The organism is Streptococcus suis (assembly GCF_902702775.1).
Lineage (GTDB): Bacteria > Bacillota > Bacilli > Lactobacillales > Streptococcaceae > Streptococcus > Streptococcus hashimotonensis.
Map to the genome: position 1 here is coordinate 1,450,623 of NZ_LR738724.1, position 15,603 is coordinate 1,466,225.

Annotated in this window: 16 protein-coding genes; all 16 read right to left on the reverse strand. The window is 39.4% G+C overall.

Annotation, left to right across the window (positions count from 1 at the left end):
• Positions 1-5 precede the first annotated feature (5 nt).
• The 16 genes from GPW69_RS07165 to GPW69_RS07240 all read right to left on the reverse strand — a co-directional run bounded on the left by GPW69_RS07165 (position 6) and on the right by GPW69_RS07240 (position 15,596).
• Positions 6-833, reverse strand: a complete 828-nt coding sequence (locus tag GPW69_RS07165) for a hypothetical protein (RefSeq protein WP_074391813.1) — start codon at positions 831-833, stop codon at positions 6-8.
• A 93-nt stretch (positions 834-926) separates the two neighbouring features.
• Complete coding sequence (locus GPW69_RS07170; protein ID WP_002935353.1) at positions 927-1,583, reverse strand: CBS domain-containing protein; 657 nt, start codon at positions 1,581-1,583, stop codon at positions 927-929.
• Between the two features lie 83 nt (positions 1,584-1,666).
• Positions 1,667-2,422: an epoxyqueuosine reductase QueH gene (locus tag GPW69_RS07175; protein WP_024387922.1), complete on the reverse strand. Its 756-nt coding sequence runs from the start codon at positions 2,420-2,422 to the stop codon at positions 1,667-1,669.
• A gap of 248 nt (positions 2,423-2,670) precedes the next feature.
• A complete protein-coding gene (locus GPW69_RS07180) occupies positions 2,671-3,381 on the reverse strand; it encodes an ABC transporter ATP-binding protein (protein WP_002937288.1) in 711 nt (236 codons plus the stop codon).
• Positions 3,381-4,145: an ABC transporter ATP-binding protein gene (locus GPW69_RS07185; RefSeq protein ID WP_024384876.1), complete on the reverse strand. Its 765-nt coding sequence runs from the start codon at positions 4,143-4,145 to the stop codon at positions 3,381-3,383. Before GPW69_RS07185 ends, GPW69_RS07180 begins: the two co-directional genes overlap by 1 nt.
• Positions 4,145-5,092: a branched-chain amino acid ABC transporter permease gene (locus GPW69_RS07190; RefSeq protein ID WP_002937293.1), complete on the reverse strand. Its 948-nt coding sequence runs from the start codon at positions 5,090-5,092 to the stop codon at positions 4,145-4,147. Before GPW69_RS07190 ends, GPW69_RS07185 begins: the two co-directional genes overlap by 1 nt.
• Positions 5,093-5,094: 2 nt before the next feature.
• A complete protein-coding gene (locus GPW69_RS07195) occupies positions 5,095-5,982 on the reverse strand; it encodes a branched-chain amino acid ABC transporter permease (RefSeq protein WP_012027482.1) in 888 nt (295 codons plus the stop codon).
• 200 nt (positions 5,983-6,182) lie between these two features.
• The gene (locus GPW69_RS07200) at positions 6,183-7,352 is read right to left on the reverse strand and encodes an ABC transporter substrate-binding protein (protein WP_024384877.1); all 1,170 of its coding nucleotides are present in this window, start codon (positions 7,350-7,352) and stop codon (positions 6,183-6,185) included.
• A 131-nt stretch (positions 7,353-7,483) separates the two neighbouring features.
• Positions 7,484-7,756, reverse strand: a complete 273-nt coding sequence (locus GPW69_RS07205; RefSeq protein WP_014638365.1) for a YlbG family protein — start codon at positions 7,754-7,756, stop codon at positions 7,484-7,486.
• Positions 7,757-7,882: 126 nt separating this feature from the next.
• A complete protein-coding gene (locus GPW69_RS07210; protein ID WP_223375679.1) occupies positions 7,883-8,494 on the reverse strand; it encodes an ATP-dependent Clp protease proteolytic subunit in 612 nt (203 codons plus the stop codon).
• Between the two features lie 101 nt (positions 8,495-8,595).
• Positions 8,596-9,225 (reverse strand): uracil phosphoribosyltransferase, encoded by a 630-nt coding sequence (upp, locus tag GPW69_RS07215; protein ID WP_012027487.1) that lies wholly within the window; start codon positions 9,223-9,225, stop codon positions 8,596-8,598.
• 79 nt (positions 9,226-9,304) lie between these two features.
• A complete protein-coding gene (locus GPW69_RS07220; RefSeq protein WP_074391812.1) occupies positions 9,305-10,921 on the reverse strand; it encodes a glycoside hydrolase family 13 protein in 1,617 nt (538 codons plus the stop codon).
• A 73-nt stretch (positions 10,922-10,994) separates the two neighbouring features.
• Entirely contained in the window at positions 10,995-12,443 is a 1,449-nt protein-coding gene (gene gtfA, locus GPW69_RS07225) for a sucrose phosphorylase (protein ID WP_044771698.1), read from the reverse strand.
• Positions 12,444-12,513: 70 nt separating this feature from the next.
• Positions 12,514-13,344, reverse strand: coding sequence for a carbohydrate ABC transporter permease (locus GPW69_RS07230; protein ID WP_074391811.1), 831 nt, complete (start codon positions 13,342-13,344; stop codon positions 12,514-12,516).
• 10 nt (positions 13,345-13,354) lie between these two features.
• Entirely contained in the window at positions 13,355-14,227 is an 873-nt protein-coding gene (locus GPW69_RS07235) for a carbohydrate ABC transporter permease (RefSeq protein ID WP_024413306.1), read from the reverse strand.
• Between the two features lie 133 nt (positions 14,228-14,360).
• Positions 14,361-15,596 carry an extracellular solute-binding protein gene (locus tag GPW69_RS07240; protein WP_074391809.1) on the reverse strand — a complete coding sequence of 412 codons (1,236 nt, stop codon included), beginning with the start codon at positions 15,594-15,596 and terminating at the stop codon, positions 14,361-14,363.
• Between the last annotated feature and the right edge of the window lie 7 nt (positions 15,597-15,603).

The window sequence follows — 15,603 nt, forward strand, 5'->3', positions numbered from 1 at the left end:
CTTCTCTATTCCTCTTCTCTTTTCATCATACGCAGACTGACTTCAAAATCTTTCATATCCGCTTCGTTAAATTGTTTGATGGTATCATCCAAATCCTTATCAAACATTTCCATGGCTGATTTTGCCTGCACCAATCGTTCTTCTGCGTTAAAATAATCTTTCGGTGATTTTTTAATTTTCAAATAACCCTGTAAAATATCATTAAACCGATTCATATTGGCCTCATGGATAGCTGTCAATTCTTCCCGCTTATCTGTCGCCTTTTCCAGCTTTTCAAGAATAACAAGATTGTCTCTTTGAATATTACAATAGGTTTCTAAAATTTCAGGAGCTAAATCCGCTATCATGCCTTGTTCATCCATCACAGCATTACCACCAGTAGAAACCTGTGTGTCAGTCTTTTTTTCTGTTTTAGCTTCTGGCAGTTTTAAATGATATTTTAGTTGCAAGGTATCTACAACTTCTTTACTTTCATATCCATTCAGATATTTTCCAACTTTTTGATAGAGCTGATCTAATTCAAATAATTGTCCTAACAGTCTGTTTCGCAACTGTAACACAACCTTATCCTCACCCTTTTCCACCAAGAGCTCTTGATGCTTTTCATAGCCCGAACGAATAGATAGCGCTAATACCTGCAAGCGTTTTATAGAATCTCTATTCAAAAAACGCTGGATAGCCTCTCTCTTGTAAAAATAGCCAATTAAGAGCCCAATGGGCAATAAGATATACCAGAAACTCATGACAAAACCGATTGCCAATAAAACAAGGAGGGCCACAAGTCCTGAATTATTTTTACCATATTTCTTATACTTTTTATATTTGTGCCCCATAGAGCCTCCTCATACGTGATATACTTTATTATATCACATTCCCCTAAAATACTAGAATGATAGCTAAAGAAAAAAACCGAGAAATCTCGGTTTTTAAATGTTTTTAGCAACAGTCGGAACCAAGCTATCCACTTGGATACCTGCACCCTCGAAAAGAGTTCGAACTTCTTCAACATCAACTTTTCCGTCAATCTGCACTTCGATGACAACTTTTCCAGACTTGGTAGCAAGTTGCACAGTAGATACAATATTATAATCCTTATCTGCCACCAATCGAATAATTTTTTCTAACTCCCCTGCCTTATTTTCAACAAGGAACCGAGCGCGTACTCCTTCTTCTCCATAACCTGAGACATGAAGAAAAGCTGCAAAAATATCACGATCAGTAATGACCCCATATAGTTGACCGTTGTCAACAACTGGAAGAATCCCCACTTTGTTTTTATACATGAGATAAGCAGCATCTTCCAGACTAGCATAACCTGAGACCGTGATAACATTCTTAATCATCACATCCTTGACCTTAGTCTTATTCAAAAGGTAGTTCATCTCGTAAATAGATAGGCTAGTTGCCTTCGATGGACTAGCTTCTGCGATCGTTCCCTCAGTGACCAAACCAACCAACTTATCATTTTCAATAACAGGTAGACGGTGCAAATCCTGTTCACGCATAATATCTGCAGCGTGTGCAATGGTTGTATCTGGTGAAATATAAACAACTTTACGGGTCATAAAATCTTTAACAGACATAGAACTTCCTCCTTTGGTAAATCATACTTTATTATACCACAAATCCGAAAACGATTTCAATATTTAATGAAAAGAAATGAAAATCAATTCTTATCCAGCACCTTGAAAGGAATGTGGGAATAATCTCTGTGCGTTTTTAAAAACTCCAAGGCTTCTTTTTTTACCTGTACGAGATTGACACCTTGGGCATTGGCTCCATAGACACAGCCACAATAGCACTGGCGATAAATGTCATACTCTTCACACATTTGAACTGAACGCTGATAGCCTCCATTTTTCTTAAAGTCACTCGGAAGATACTGGGTATCGTATAATTTCTGCACCTCAATCCCAACAGCATTGATGGTCTGCGAATTCTTATGTGGACTGATTGTCAAAGCCGAACCAAAATAGTCAAAACCAAGCTCAACTGCCTTCTCCGCAGTCTTATCCAACCGATAATCATAGCAAACCTTACACCGATCTCCTCCCTCTGGCTCATTGGCAAGATGCTGAGTTTTCTTGAAAAATTCCTGAGGGCTATAGTCAGCTTCTAGATAGCCTACCGACTGTCCAGTTTTCTGATTAAATTCTTTGACAAACTGGGCCGTCACGGCTGCCCGCCGCTGGTACTCCGCCTTTGGATGAATATTGGAATTCGCAAAATAGATGGTTACATCTGCATATTGAGTCAAGTACTCCAATGTATAGGTCGAGCATGGGGCACAACAGACATGCATGAGAATTTTCGGTCGAAGCCCCGCTTCCTGCCACGTGCTTGCCATTTTTTGAAACACTTTATCATAGTTAACCTTTTGATTCGGTGATAGAGTCGATAAAATCTCTTCAACTTTAATCATACAAACCTCCAAATATACATTCATTATACTATATTTGAAGCTTACTGCATAGATAGTAATAACGAGGGAGAGTGCTTGAGAAGGATCCCCATTTCCAACCTAAAAAGGTACCCAAAATGAATAAAAGGAAAGACCGTCTGCCGACGGTCCCTATTTCCGACCTAAAAAGGTACCCCGGACCTTGAGATAAAGAAAACTGCCTGCCGGCAGTTCCCATTTCCAACCTAAAATGAGGCGTCAGCCTCATTTTAGCCACCCAGATATGCTTTTTTGACTTCTTCTGAGGCGAGGAGTTCTTTTCCTGTTCCTGAGAGGACAACTTTTCCTGTTTCTAGAACATAGCCACGATCTGCAATAGCGAGAGCTTTGTTGGCATTTTGCTCAATCAAGAGGACAGTTGTTCCTTGTTTTTGAATATCTTGGATAATATCAAAAATTTCTTGGATAAAGATCGGAGCCAAGCCCATTGATGGTTCATCAAGGAGCAAGAGCTTTGGTTGGCTCATTAGGGCACGTCCCATGGCCAACATCTGTTGCTCACCACCTGAAAGGGTAGCTGCATCCTGGTTTTTACGTTCTTCCAAACGTGGAAAACGAGCAAAGATTTTTTTCAAGTTTGCTTGGTTTTCTTCACGATTGTTACGAAGGAAGGCACCCATTTCCAAGTTTTCCATAACAGTCAAGCCTGCAAAAACATGACGACCTTCTGGGACTTGTGATAAACCGTCTGCTACGATTTTACGAGCAGGGACTTTTTGAATCTCATTTCCAAGGAAAGAAATTGTTCCAGCTGATGGACGAACAAGTCCTGAAATAGTACGAAGGATAGAGGTTTTACCAGCACCATTAGCGCCGATAAGAGTTACAACTTCACCTTCATTAACCTCAAAGCTAACATCTTTAACAGCTTCGATAACACCGTAGTTAACGGAAAGATTTTTTACTTCTAACATTGCCATTAAGCTTCACCTCCAAGGTAGGCTTCAATTACACGCTTGTTATTACGAATTTCTTCTGGTGTACCATGAGCAATCAAACGACCGTACTCCAATACGTATATACGCTCCGTCACTTCCATAACCAAGCTCATATCGTGTTCGATCAAGATGATCGTAATACCAAATTCTTCTTTGATCTTACGGATAAGTTGGGTCAATTCTGCCGTTTCTTGTGGGTTCATACCAGCTGCTGGTTCATCCAAGAAAAGAATTTTTGGTTCAGTCGCAAGGGCACGAACGATTTCCAAACGTCGTTGTTGACCGTAAGGAAGGTTTTTAGCTAATGTATCTGCATCTCCATCCAAATCGAAGATTTTCAAAAGTTCAAGCGCTTTTGTTTTCAACGCTTCTTCATTCTTATAGAATGCTGGAAGACGGAAGAAACTTGCAAATACTTCTGATTTACCATGGTTGCCAAGACCAATCAAAACATTTTCCAAAACGGTCATATTTTTGAACAAACGAATGTTCTGGAAAGTACGACCAAGACCAAGCGAAGCAATTTTTGATGGTGCTTTACCGTTCAAAATAGTCCCTGCAAGAGAAATTGTCCCCTCGCTTGGCTCATAAACACCTGTCAAGAGGTTGAAAAGAGTCGTTTTACCAGCACCATTTGGACCGATAAGACCAACCAATTCCCCCTCATGAAGTTCCATGGTCACGTCACCAACGGCAGTCAGGCCACCGAAGTTCTTGGTTAAATCTTTTACTTCAAGTAATGCCATTACTTAACCTCCTTCTTCTTGAGTAGAGCTGCTACGCTGAATTCCTTAGTTCCCAAAAGACCTCCAGGACGGAAAATCATCAAGAGAATAAGAGCTAATGAATAGATAATCATTGAAATATCAGAGTAACTCTTGAGGAATACGTTCAAAATACCAAGTACAATGGCTGCTACAAAGGTACCTGTGATAGAGCCCAAACCACCCAATACAATGATAATCAAAACGTTAACGGAGGTCATAAAGGCAAAGTCTTTCGGAACAATTGTCCCAACGTATCCTGCATGGAGACCACCTGCAATGGCTGCCGTCATGGCACCAAATACAAAGGCTGAAACTTTCACAAATGTTGGATTGACACCTACAGATTCTGCCGCAATTTCATCCTCACGAACAGAAATTGTAGCACGTCCCATCGGACTGCGCAAAAAGTTAACTGTCACCAAGGTTGTGATGATTACAAAAATATAAACTAAAGGCCAGCTTGTAAAGAGTGGAATAGACATAATACCTGCTGCACCATTCGTTACACTACCACCATTGATAATTAAAATACGAATAATCTCTGCAACACCAAGAGTCGCAATTGCAAGGTAGTCACCTTTCAAACGAAGGGTTGGAATACCAACTAAAAGAGCTACTGCACCTGAGATTAACATCCCAACAATCAAGGCGATAGCAAATCCACCATAAGTTGGCATCATTTTCCCAAGAATACCTACTGCATAAGCACCAATAGCCATAAAACCAGCATGACCAAGTGAAAATTGACCTGAGAAACCAACAATCAAGTTTAAACCAACTGCCAAGATAATTTGAATACCGATTTGCTGAACAATCTGGATGTAGTAAAAATTCAGAATCCCTGCTGATACAAGACCTTGAATAAGCCCAAAACCAGCCAATAAGATAGCCAACCAAATCGCATTAACTTTTAAATTTTGCTTCATGGTTACACCTTCTCTTTCACATTTTTACCAAGAATACCACTTGGACGCACCAAGAGGATGATGATCAAAACAGTATATACGATCGCATCACGGAAAGTATCGAATTCAATCACATAGGTGAATGTTTCGATGATACCGATAACGAAGCCACCAAGTGCAGCACCTGGAATAATACCGATACCGCCCAATACTGCCGCTACAAAGGCTTTCAAACCTGGAGTCATCCCCATCAAAGGCTCAATCTGGTTGTAGTAGAGACCTAGGAGAACACCCGCAGCACCCGCAAGAGCTGACCCAAGAGCAAAAGTAAAGCTGATTGTACGGTTTACATTGATCCCCATAAGCTGAGCTGCATCGCTATCTACAGAGACCGCACGCATGGCTTTCCCCATTTTTGTACGTTTGACAATTAATTGAAGAGCGACCATCAACGCAAGCGATACACCAAGAATAATCAACTGGATATTGGTAACAGAAACTGGACCAAGGTTAAAAGTCACAGCTTCGATTGCTTGTGGAAAGGCTTTTACGTCTGCTGTAAAGAATTTAATCATAGTGTATTCCAAGAAGAAGGATACACCGATAGCCGTAATCAAAGCTGCTATACGCGTTGAATTACGCAAAGGACGATAGGCTAAAAACTCTATAACGACACCGAGAATAGCCGTCCCTACCATCGCTAGAATGAGGGCAACAAAGAAACGCGTTCCACCATCTGCAATAAAAGTTAAATTATTTAATAGGAAGTACCCCATAAAAGCACCCATCATATACAAATCACCATGGGCGAAGTTAATGAGTTTGATAATTCCGTACACCATGGTATAACCAAGGGCCAAAAGGGCATAAACAGAACCAAGAATCAAACCATTGACAAGTTGTTGAAGCATAGGTTCACCAATCTTTCTAAATATTTTTCGAGCTCAATAGCATTGTTACATTATACAAAATTTTCTGAAAATAAGCAAGTTAGATAGAGAGTTTAATCATTAAAATTACAGAAATTTTAACCAAATTTTATATCCGCATGTATACTATTCTACACATTCTGACAAGTGAAAAAGAGGGAATTCCCTCTTTTCATCCACTATTAGTCAATAGAGATAGTATCTACAGACGATTCTTCTCCGTTTGTTAAACCAACAACATAAACTGATTTAACGACATTGTGCTCTTTGTCAACAGACATTGTACCAGTCACACCTTCAAAGTCTTTCAGAGCTGCAAGATTAGTCTTCACTGCTGCTGAATCAGCTGCACCTTTTGCTGCTTCTGCTGCCATGTAAACTGAGTCGTAAGCTAGAGCTGAGAACATTGATGGCTCTTCATTGTATTCTTTCACATAGGCATCATAGAATGCTTTTGCTTTTTCACTTGCTGATGTTACAAATCCAGAAAGGTAGTAAACATTTGATGCTGCTGATGCAGTTGCCAATTCAGTAAATTGTGGTGAGTCAAAACCATCTGAACCAAGAATTGGCTTGTCAATACCCAAACCGCGTGCTTGCTTCACAATTGTACCTGTTTCATTGTAGTAACCAGGCATGATGATGGCATCAAATTCTTTATCTTTCAATTTTGTCAAAGCAGCTTGGAAATCCTTATCGCCAGAAGCAAATGTGATTTCTGAAACGATTTCTCCTTTGTAAGCCTTCTTGAAAGCCTCTGCTACACCCTTACCATAATCAGAAGAGTTGTCAAAGTAAAGAACAACTTTCTTAGCTGACAAGTTCTCAGTAGCGTATTTAGCCATAATTTGACCTTGATACCCATCTGTAAAGGTTGTACGGAAGAAGTATTCTTGTACCTCACCTTTATCGTTCACAACCAAGTTTGTTTGAGTTCCTGAAGGAGTAATCATAGGAACACCAGCAGATGTCAATGCTGGAATAGAGGCTGCTGAAGCTCCTGATGTAGCAGGACCAATCACAACGTTTGCCCCTTCACTTGCCAAGCTTGTTGCAACAGTAGCTGCCTCTGCTGTTTCAGACTTGTTGTCTTTTGTAATCACTTCGATTTTTTTGCCGTCAATACCACCCGCAGCATTGATTTCTTTCACGGCAAGGTTGGCACCTTTTTCCTCTGTTTGACCATAGGATGAAACAGCACCTGACAACTCCAAGTTGTAGCCGATTTTAAATGTATCACCTACAGAAGAACCTGCGGCTGAAGTATTGGTTGTCGAAACATTACCACATGCAGCAAGTAGAGCTGCAGAGGCAAATGTAGCAAGCGCTACTGCAAATTTTCTTGTTTTCATGAAAACTCCTTAAATCTTTCTTAAATTTTACGATGTATCTAATATACTGAATTATCTGAAAATTGTCAACAAAAAAAGAAAAAATTTTTAAAATAAAAAATTAGCAGGTATGTATCCCCTGCTAATTCCGACTATCCTGCGACTGATGGTTCTTCATCTCTCCATAGATTACCTACAAAGTTTTGGTCTAATTCCTTAATGTACGAAGGAACCACTTTTTTTACAAAACGTTCCTTTTTCAATTTTAATATGGTAGCTTCTACTAGTTCTTGATCCATATACACCAAAACATATCGCAATCGTTTGGAATGGTAAACAATATCTCCATATTGGCTGAGTTTACGTGCATCACGATTGTAGTGTAAATAGACAGTTAAGCAGGTGCGATTTTTCTTCTCAAACATGTCTTCTCCTCTAAAAATTCTCTTTCTATATTATACCGTTTTCAATGATAAATGAAAAGCTCCAACTACCTGTAAAAGAGTTGGAGCTAATAGGAATAGTCAGTGTTATTACATATTTTTCGCTGCTTATTTGACTTTTGTATTGTCCATAATCTGGTCAATAAAACCGTAAGCCAAGGTTTCTTCTGCTGACATCCAGTAATCACGTTCTGCATCCTTATGGATTTGCTTGACTGTCTTACCTGAATTATCTGCCAAGATTTTTTCTAGCTTATTACGTGTTTTTAATAGGTGTTCTGCTGCAATAGCCATGTCTGTTTGCTGAGTGCCACCACCTGTTCCACCCATCGGTTGGTGAATCATGTACTCTGCATTTGGCAACATGAAACGTTTGCCCTTGGCACCGCTTGATGCAATGATGGTTCCCATGCTCGCAGCTGTTCCCATAACGATGGTTTGAACATCAGCTTTAATGAAATTCATCGTGTCTACAATGGCAAGACCTGCTGACACCGATCCCCCTGGCGTATTAACATAGAGGTAAATATCCTTTGTAGGATCTTGGGCATCAAGGAAAAGCAATTGTGCAATAATCGAATTAGCCATGTTGTCCTCAACTGGTCCTGTCAACATGATAATGCGATCCTTGAGCAAACGGGAATAAATATCATACGAGCGCTCACCACGGCTAGTTTGTTCAATAACTACTGGAATCATAAAATTACTCCTTTTCGAGATTTTCTGTACCCATTATATATGAATAGTCAAAATTGGTCAAATAAAAAACACGATTTCAGGAAATGAAAAAGAAACCAGCAGAGCTGATTCCTTTTAATCAATTATTTTGTACCGAACAAGCGGTCACCTGCATCTCCTAAACCTGGTACGATGTAGCCTTTTTCATTGAGTTTTTCATCCAAAGCTGCTGTGTAAATATCAATGTCTGGATGTGCATCTTGAAGAGCTTTTACACCTTCTGGAGCTGAAACAAGAGCAACAAATTTGATATTTGAAGCACCACGTTTTTTCAATGAATCAACTGCAAGAATAGCTGAACCACCTGTAGCAAGCATTGGGTCAACTACAAAAATATGACGTTGATCAATGTCTTCTGGTAATTTCACAAGATACTCAACGGGTTGAAGGGTTTCTTCATCGCGGTACATACCGATGTGACCAACTTTAGCTGCTGGTACCAAGCTTAGCAAACCATCAACCATACCAACACCTGCACGAAGAATTGGTACGATAGCTAATTTTTTACCTGCAATTTGTTTCTGAACTGTTTTAGTGATTGGCGTTTCAATCTCCACATCTTCAAGTGGCAAGTCACGCAAAACTTCGTAACCCATCAGCATCGCGATTTCATTAACCAACTCACGAAAATCCTTTGTTGAAGTAGATGTACGACGAAGGATAGACAACTTATGCTGAATGAGTGGGTGTGAAATGACTTGGAATTTCCCCATGATGATAAAACCTCTCTTTTTTGTTTTTTCTATTTTACCAAAAAAATTGAAAAAATGCTTGAGAATATGGCAAATTTATTTATTTTTTGAAAACGATAGCTTCAAAAGGTCTCAACATCCCTTTATTAATCGCCTCTTCGTTTTCATAATTGTTCATGAAAATAGAATATTCTTCCACAGCTATAGTATAAGCCTGCTCCTGGCTTGAAAAGTTTACTAATATGATGAAATCATCCTGTTCATCATATTTACGGTAGGCCATTATCGAGCTATTTCCAGTCTCCATCACTTCATATTTTCCTTCAGACATACAAGGATACTCTTTCCGAAGAGCAATTAATTTTTTATAGGTATAGAAAAGCGATCGTTTGTCTGCAAGTGCTTTTTCAACGTTGATGTCTTTGACAGTATCTCCCAAAGCCAGCCAGGCTTGACCTGTACTGAAGCCCGCTCCTTCTGCCTCTGTCCATTGCATTGGACGGCGAGCATTATCACGACCTTTGGCATTTATAGAAGTAATCAATTCCTCCTTGGTGAAGCCATTTTCAATCCGTTCCGCATACATGCGACGTGTTTCAATATCGTCCGCTTGGCTAATATCCGTAATCGGTGTATTAATCATACCAATTTCCTCACCTTGGTAGATATAAGGTGTCCCTGACATAAAATGAAGATAAATAGCCAACATTTTACCACTTAGCTCACGAAATGCAGGTCGATCATCACCGAAGCGAGAAATGGCACGAGGTAAATCGTGGTTATTCCAGAAAAGCGAGTTCCAGCCTTTACCAACCAGTTCAGTCTGCCATTTGGATAGAACCTTATGTAGACGAGCTGGATCAAGCGGTGCCAAATCCCACTTTTCTTTCCCTTCCTGCTGATCAAGTCCTACGTGTTCAAATTGGAAAATCATCGAAAATTCTTTTCGGTCAGGATGCGAATATAACTGAGCATTTTCTGGATTGGCACTCCAGGTTTCCCCAACAGTCACTAAGTCATAAGCACCAAAGGTTTTCTCATTTAATTCCTGAATAAGAGGATGGAGAGTCGGTCCATCGGCTGTAATTAATTTTTCTGGTTCTTTTCCAATCAAATCAATCACATCTAGCCTGAAACCACCGACACCTTTTTCAATCCAAAAATTAATCATATCCCAGATTTCTTGTTTCAGAGCAGGATTTTTCCAGTTCAAATCCGGTTGCTTAACAGAGAATTGGTGGAGGTAGTATTTGTTCAGATGTGGAACGTATTCCCAAGCGGAGCCTGAAAAGGTCGAGCGTAATTCATTCGGCTCATCAGCCCAAACATAATAATCATAATAGGGATTATCTGGTCCTTTGAGGGCTTCTTGAAACCAGAAATGTTCATCCGAGGTATGATTGAGCACTAAATCCATGATTATTTTGATATTGCGCTTATGGCCTTCTGCAATCAGCTCTTCCATATCTTCCATGGTCCCAAATTCTGGAGCAATTCCTTGGTAGTCACTGATGTCGTAACCATTGTCATCCATGGGGGACTGATAAACAGGACTGAGCCAAATAGCATCAATTCCAAGCTCGTGAAGATAATCTAATCGGCTGATAATCCCTCTAATATCCCCTACTCCATCTCCATTTGAATCTTGAAAACTACGAGGGTAAATTTGGTAAATGACGGACTTCTTCCACCAATCTGTTTTTTGTATTTCTGGCATTTGATTGATCCTTTCTGTACAATCTTATTTACGCAAGAAAAAGAGGAATCCCCCCTCTTTCTATATAATCATATTATAACTCAATTGTGGTAATTTTTCCCTCTTCAATTTCAACAATTTCAAAGGATTTTTCTTTTAGGTTTGCTGTTAGACGGGCAGACACCCCTGCATCTTGATTATTCCAGAAAATTTCCATACTTGTTTCATCCAACATCTTAACAGATAACTCTCCGTCGAAAGCTGGACTTGTATTGCGGAATTTAAGGAGTTTGAACAAGGATTGTACCACTGGCCGTTGCACTTCCTGCTCAATTTCTTCCAAATCATAGTAATGGCGATTGATATTGCGGCCTTCCTTACTTGATTCCAAAAGCTCAATATCATTTTCACCTGCTAGTAAACCAACGTAGTAAATCTGTGGAATACCTGGTGCAAAGCATTGGAGAACACGCGCCAATAGATAAGCTTGATCATTATTGCCAAGAGCAGAATAATAAGTACAGTTAATCTGATAAATATCCAAATTATTATAGGCTTCAGTGCTATAAATTTTCTTCACATTGGCACCTTGTGCATACAAGGCTTCACGGGTCTCCTCTGTCTCCTCATCCGTCAGCAAATCCTTAACATCCACAACACCGATTCCATCATGTGTATCAAGAGTTGTAAATTGCTTGCGAGGGCAAATCTCCATCCAGTGAACCAGGCGATTGACATGACCAGAATACAAAGCGTGGAGAACTAGCATTGGCAAGGCAAAATCATAAACATAATAATCTTGCTCGGCAATTTTCTGCTGAATGGTGTAGTGTTCATGAATTTCTGGTAAGATTTCTACATCTTTTGGTGCCAATAACTGACGTGGAAAATGGAGCATTTCCCAAATATCAGGCTCCACAAAGAAACAATTGGTTCCGATTTTTTTATTGGCATAAGCAAAGGCGTCCAAACGAATAATCGAAGCACCATGCTCTGCCAACTGTTCCAAATTTTCTTGGATGAAACGACGGGTTGTCTCCGTTGTCACATCTAAATCAATCTGCTGTTCATCAAAGGTACACCACACCTTCTCTTCACTACCATCAGCAAATGTTGCAATTCGATATGGAGCACGAGGTTTACGCTTATAGATCAAATCAACATCTTCTTGCGTTGGCTCACCATTTGGCCAAAAGTTTTTATAGCGAATAAACAAATCCGCATAAGCTGATTCATCTTTCTTTTCAAGAAAATCAAGGAAATAAGGAGATTTTGCAGAAATATGATTGATCATAAAATCGAACATCAGATAATAGTCCTTGCTTAGTGCTTCAATATCTGACCAATCTCCAAATGCAGGGTCCACCTTTGTATAGTCCATTGGCGCAAACCCACGGTCACCTGATGATGGGAAAAACGGCAGAATATGGATACCTCCCACAACATCCTTTAATGGACCTTCGAGGACTTTTTTCAAATCTTTAAGATTCTTGCCTAAACTATCCGAATAGGTAATTAACATAGCTTGATTTTTAATTTTCATAGACTTTCTCCTTTGTAAGCCTTTTCTTTTTTGCTATTTTATAAAAGGTTGAACTAGTCAACCTTAGTAATTATTTGACAGAACCACTTGTCATACCTGAAATAATATGTTTTTGGAAGATGAGGTAAACAAGTAAGATTGGGATAATTCCTACAACATAGGATGCAAATGATGGGCCATAGTCACTAAAATACATACCTTGGTAATTGTATTGGAAAAGTGGTAAGGTCCACATGCTTTGATCACGATTCAAAACCAAGAGCGGCAAGAGGAAATCATTCCAGACCCAGAGGGCATTGATAATCAAAACCGTTGCATGCATGGGTTTCATGAGTGGGAAAATGATTTTCCAGTACATAGTAAATTTATCACAGCCATCAATAGCTGCCGCCTCATCCATTTCTTCAGGAACAATGGTCTTAATATAACCGACGTAGAGGAAGAGGGCCTGAGGAACTGCATAGGTCAAATATAGAATAATCAAACCGACAATATTGTTCAAACCAAGGCTTGACATTAATTTGGTCATTGGGAGCATAATCACTTGGAAAGGTACAAATATCCCAATAATCAAGAAAAAGTAGATAAAGTTAAACACTGTCTGGCGTTTCATTTGACGGGCTACGGCGAAAGCTGCCATTGGAATAACAAGTAGAATCAAGCCAATTGCTACAATCGTAATCAAGGCTGAATTACCAAAATATTGTACAATCCCATCATTAAACAGGCGTTCATAGTTGCTCAAAGTAAACTCTTGTGGCAAACCAAAGAAATTTCCTGTAATTTCCTTTGTTGGTTTAAAAGAACTGATAATGGTTACCAATAGTGGAATAAACATGAACAATATCCCACTAAAGAGAACTAAGTAAACCCACCAATTTTTCTGTTTTTGATTATTCATGTCTGTCCTCCTAAATTTCAAATTTCTTCGAAATTCTCATCTGAATCAATGAGATGACAATAATGAAGATGAAGAGTACTACAGCCAAAGCATTGGCATAAGAGAATTTATTGTCTACAAAGGCATAGTTGTAAACGAGTAAACCCAAGGATTCTGTTTTGCCATCTGGGCCACCACTTGTCAGTGCAAAGATAAGGTCAAATGCTGTCAAACCTGACTTCATTGCCAAGATGAACACCATACTGATAGATGGTAATAAGAAAGGAAGTTCAATATTGAAGAACTGTTGAGAACGACTTGCACCATCAATAGCTGCTGCTTCCTTCACATCTTCTGGAATACTTTGTAAGCCAGACAGGAAGATGATAACTGGCATAGCCAATCCTTGCCAGAGAGCCACAAAAAGTACAGCTGGAATAACAGTATTTTCTTGTACCAATAAGTTTTCCATCAACCAATCGATATGAAGGATTTCTCCAATCTGTGTAAAACCATAGTTGAACAATTGGACAAAAATCAATCCTAAAGTGACTGTGGATAGCACTGCTGGGAAGAAATACCAAGTTCTAAAGAAACCAACAGCTTTAATCTTACGATTGAGGAGACTAGCCAACCAAATCCCTATAACAATTTCTCCGATGACCAAACCAATGGTGAAGATAATGGTAAAAGTCATGGATGTATAAAAATCAGGATTCTTCAAGATATCTAGATAGTTTTGAATACCTATCAAACTAAAATCTGATGTCAATCCATTCCAATCCGTCAAGCTATAATAGATACCTGTAAATAGAGGATAGAAGAAAAAGATTAACTGTAAGCCAATTGGTATGGCAACAAATAGATAGGGCCAATATTTGGCAATAAATCCTTTTTGATTCATCATGGTACTCCTTTTGATAAAGTTATAGTTGCTTAGTCTCAGTTCAAGGAATCCCATAGGGTTACTAAAACTGACACTAGGCAACTATAAGGAGGCTAGGCTACAACTAGCCCCTGCTTATAGTTTTCCTGGATTATTTTTTCATTGGATCAAAGAATGCGTTCAGTTTTTTCACTAATTCTGCTGAGTTAGGATTTTTAACCATTTCAACAGTGATGTTCCAGAACTCTTCTTCTGATTCCCATTCAGATTGCAACCAAACTACGTGTTTGTCAGTGAAGGCATATTGCGTCACTCCAGCAGTTTCTTCAAACTTACCTTCTGTTTCAACGCCTTCTACAGAAGTTGGCGAACCATCTACATCATAGTATTTCTGGATAACTTCTGGACGAGAGAGGTATTCTAGGAATTTTTTAGACTCTTCTGGGTGCTCTGTATCTGCTGAAATAGATAGAGCAAGGTCAGCTGCACCGATGGTATAGTCGCCACCTTCTTTATCGCCAGGGAATGTAAACATACCATATTCAAATTCTGGTTCTTGTTGGTTTACAGCTGTAGCTGCCCATGTACCTTGTGGAAGCATGAGAGCATCACCTGCTGCAAAGGCTGCCACCGCATCTGCATAGAGCGCGCCTGTTGCCCCTTTTTGTCCATTGTCTTTCAACAATTGCAAGCGTTCTAACACTACTTTTGTTGTAGCATCATCTTGAATCGCTCCCTTTGCACTGCGAATCAGAATATCTTCTGCACCATCAAATCCACCCGCAACAGTTACCCAAGCTAACTGATGGTAGCCGTTCAATGACCAAGCATCGTTCAATGAAAGAGCAAACGGTGCTACACTGCCATCAGCCTTGATTTTGTCTACCAAAGCCACAAATTCTGCATAGGTAGTTGGAACTTCGAGCCCCAATTCTTTGAACTTATCCTTATTATAGTAAATTCCGTAAGCATTAGCTGTCAAAGGAAGGGTATAATTTTTTTCGTTAACAAGATATGGTGTTACAGCACCATCTTTTAGATGACTGAGACCTGCATCATCACCAATTTCTAGGAAACGACCATCCGCTGCGTATGCTTTGAAGTCCGCATTTTGTGGATAAATGTTAATCACATCTGGCGCTTCATTGTTGGCCATACGGGTTTTCAAAACAGTTCCTGCATCTGGTACATTTGAAAATTTAACATCAATCGTAGGATTTTCCTTTTCGAAATCATTAATAATTTCCTGAAGGGTAGCTTGCATTTCTGGTTTTTGTGAGAAATATTCTATTTCTACCTTATCGCTACTACTTGCATTCCCACAAGCAACCAAAAAGCTGGCAAAAGCACAAACCGATGCACATTTTAAAAATATTTTCATTTTCATTATAAAA